This is a genomic window from Methanobrevibacter sp. 87.7 (assembly GCF_002208625.1).
In the GTDB taxonomy this organism is placed as follows: domain Archaea; phylum Methanobacteriota; class Methanobacteria; order Methanobacteriales; family Methanobacteriaceae; genus Methanarmilla.
Map to the genome: position 1 here is coordinate 1 of NZ_MRCT01000206.1, position 2,727 is coordinate 2,727.

Here is a 2,727-nt window from a genome sequence, read left to right on the forward strand (position 1 = left end):
ATTATAATCTTAATTAAAAAATTAAAATCTAATTTAAAAACACAAAATACTTTAATAAATATATAAATAAATTAATATAACATAAATTTATTAATAAAGAATTTTAATAAATTTTAGATTAATCATAGGAAAGAAATAAAATGAAATCTATAGCTGTAAATGGAATTGGAACAATTGGGAAAAGAGTTGCTGATGCAGTTTCAGCACAAGATGATATGAAAATAGTTGGTGTATGTAAAACAAAACCTGATTTTGAAGCAAAAGTTGCTGTTGAAAAAGGTTATCCTTTATATATAGCTATACCTGAAAGAGAACAATTATTTAAAGATGCAGGAATTGAAATTGCAGGAACAGTTGATGAAATGATTCCTGAAGCAGATTTAGTAGTAGATTGTACTCCAGGTAAATTTGGTAAAGAAAATATGGATAAATATAAAAAAGCAGGAGTAAAAGCAATATACCAAGGTGGAGAAGACCATTCTCTTACTGGAAGATCATTTAACTCCTTTTCAAATTATGATGAATCTTATGGGGCAGATTACTCTCGTGTAGTATCATGTAATACTACAGGACTTACACGTTCATTATATCCAATTAGCCAAATTGCAGATATTAAAAAAGTTAGAGCAGTAATGGTAAGAAGAGGAGCAGATCCTAATGAAGCTAAAAAAGGACCAATAAATGCAATTGTTCCAAATCCTGCAAAAGTTCCATCACACCATGGCCCAGATGTTGGAACTGTAATGAAAGGAATAGATATTACTACAATGGCACTTCTTGTACCAACAACTCTTATGCATGTACATAATATTATGGTTGAACTTAATAGTGATGTAACTAGTGATGATATTATTGATGTTCTTAATAAAAGATCAAGAGTTATCCTTGCAGAAGCAGGTATGGGACTTGATTCTACTGCAACATTAATGGAATATGCAAGAGAATTAGGAAGAAGTAGAAATGACTTATATGAAATTCCAGTATGGAAAGAAACAATAAATGTAGTTAATAATGAATTATATTACATGCAAGCTGTACATCAAGAATCTGATGTTATTCCAGAAAACATTGATTGTATCCGTGCAATGTTAGAAATGGAATCTGACAATGAAAAATCTATTGCAAAAACAAATAAAGCAATGGGTATTTTATAAAATTATTTAAAATTTTAATATAATATTTAACTACTTATTTTTTTCTTTTTTTTATTTTATTTTTTTAATAACAACTTATTTTTAATTAGAAGATGATTTTATGGATAAAATTATATTTGGACCTGCAGGAAAACCTAAAGAATATAAAGGAAAAGCATATGAAGCATGCGGATATTTAAATGAAAGAAGATTATTTGCATATGAATATCAATCAACACATGGATTAAGAATAAAAGAAGAAAGTGCAAGTAAACTTAAAGAAAATAGTCATAAAAACAAAGTATTAGTTTCTATGCACTGCCCATATTATATAAATATGTGTTCAAAAGAGGATGAAAAAATAGATAAATCTATAGAAAGTTTATTTAATTGTGCAAGAATTGGAGAATATATGGGAGCATATAGATTAGTATTTCATCCAGGATATTACTCAAAACAAGATCCTAAATTATGTTTAGAAAAAGCTATGACAGGATATAAAAAATTATTAAATAAATGTGAAGATGAAGGACTTGAAAACTACACATTTGCACCAGAAACAACAGGAAAAATAAATCAACTTGGAAATCTTGATGAAATAATTTATATGTGCGAAAATTTAGAACATTTTGAACCAACAATCGATTTTGCACATCTTCATGCAAGAAGTTTTGGAACATTAAATAAAAAAGAAGATTATAATAAAATATTTACAAAATTAGAAAATCACCTAAATATTGAAAGATTACATTGCCATTTTACTACAATAGAATATACTAAAAATGGTGAAAGAAAACATCATACACTTGAAGAAAATGATGAATATGGCCCCAATATAAAAGATTTACTTGAAAATTTAATTGAATGTGGATGGAATGCTACAATAATTTGTGAAACTCCTTTACTCGATATTGATGCAATTAGAATGCGAGAAACCTATGAAGAACTATTAAAAAATATTTAAGAATACCTAAAACAATAAAAAACTTCAATAAAAAAATGTTAGTACTTTACCAAATTATGATAAAAAAGGTAATTAGATTTAATAATTTAATAATACTAATAATAAATAAATCAATTATAAAAATATTAATATAAACTTATTAAAATTAAAAAATAAATTAGTAATACTTATATAAGATAAATTAAATAATACAACATACTAATAATTGAACTTAAGATTATTAGAATTAAAAAATAATAAAAAAGTGATAAAAAATGAAAAATGAATTACCACTTGCTCCTGTAGGAAGAATTGTAAAAAATGCAGGTGCAGAAAGAGTTAGTGAAGATGCTAAAGAAGCTCTTGCTGAAAAATTAGAAGAATGCGCAACTATACTTGCTAAACAAGCAGTAACTTATGCTAAACATGCAGGACGTAAAACTGTTAAAGCAGAAGATATTAAATTAGCAAAAAAATCTTGCGAATAAATTTAAACAGTTAATTCTAGAATTCTAGAATTAACCTACTTTTAATTATTAATTCCTTTTACTAAAATATAAATTAAATCTTAAAGATTTAATAAAATAATCATTTAAAATCGTTGATTTTAAATAAATAAATACTAATTTTAAATAAAAAATACATAAAATC

3 protein-coding genes are annotated in these 2,727 nt (G+C 25.3%); all 3 read left to right on the plus strand.

The window, feature by feature from the left end:
- Positions 1–140 precede the first annotated feature (140 nt).
- The 3 genes from BGI41_RS07650 to BGI41_RS07660 all read left to right on the plus strand — a co-directional run bounded on the left by BGI41_RS07650 (position 141) and on the right by BGI41_RS07660 (position 2,564).
- Positions 141–1,154: a type II glyceraldehyde-3-phosphate dehydrogenase gene (locus BGI41_RS07650; protein WP_088540106.1), complete on the plus strand. Its 1,014-nt coding sequence runs from the start codon at positions 141–143 to the stop codon at positions 1,152–1,154.
- Positions 1,155–1,254: 100 nt separating this feature from the next.
- The gene (locus BGI41_RS07655) at positions 1,255–2,097 is read left to right on the plus strand and encodes a TIM barrel protein (RefSeq protein ID WP_088540107.1); all 843 of its coding nucleotides are present in this window, start codon (positions 1,255–1,257) and stop codon (positions 2,095–2,097) included.
- A 254-nt stretch (positions 2,098–2,351) separates the two neighbouring features.
- Entirely contained in the window at positions 2,352–2,564 is a 213-nt protein-coding gene (locus BGI41_RS07660; RefSeq protein ID WP_088540108.1) for a histone family protein, read from the plus strand.
- The last annotated feature ends 163 nt before the right edge of the window (positions 2,565–2,727 follow it).

Coding starts and splice junctions, on each gene's coding strand:
- BGI41_RS07650 (WP_088540106.1), top strand. CDS start 141: ATGAAATCTATAGCTGTAAATGGAATTGGAACAATTGGGAAAAGAGTT.
- BGI41_RS07660 (WP_088540108.1), top strand. CDS start 2,352: ATGAAAAATGAATTACCACTTGCTCCTGTAGGAAGAATTGTAAAAAAT.
- BGI41_RS07655 (WP_088540107.1), top strand. CDS start 1,255: ATGGATAAAATTATATTTGGACCTGCAGGAAAACCTAAAGAATATAAA.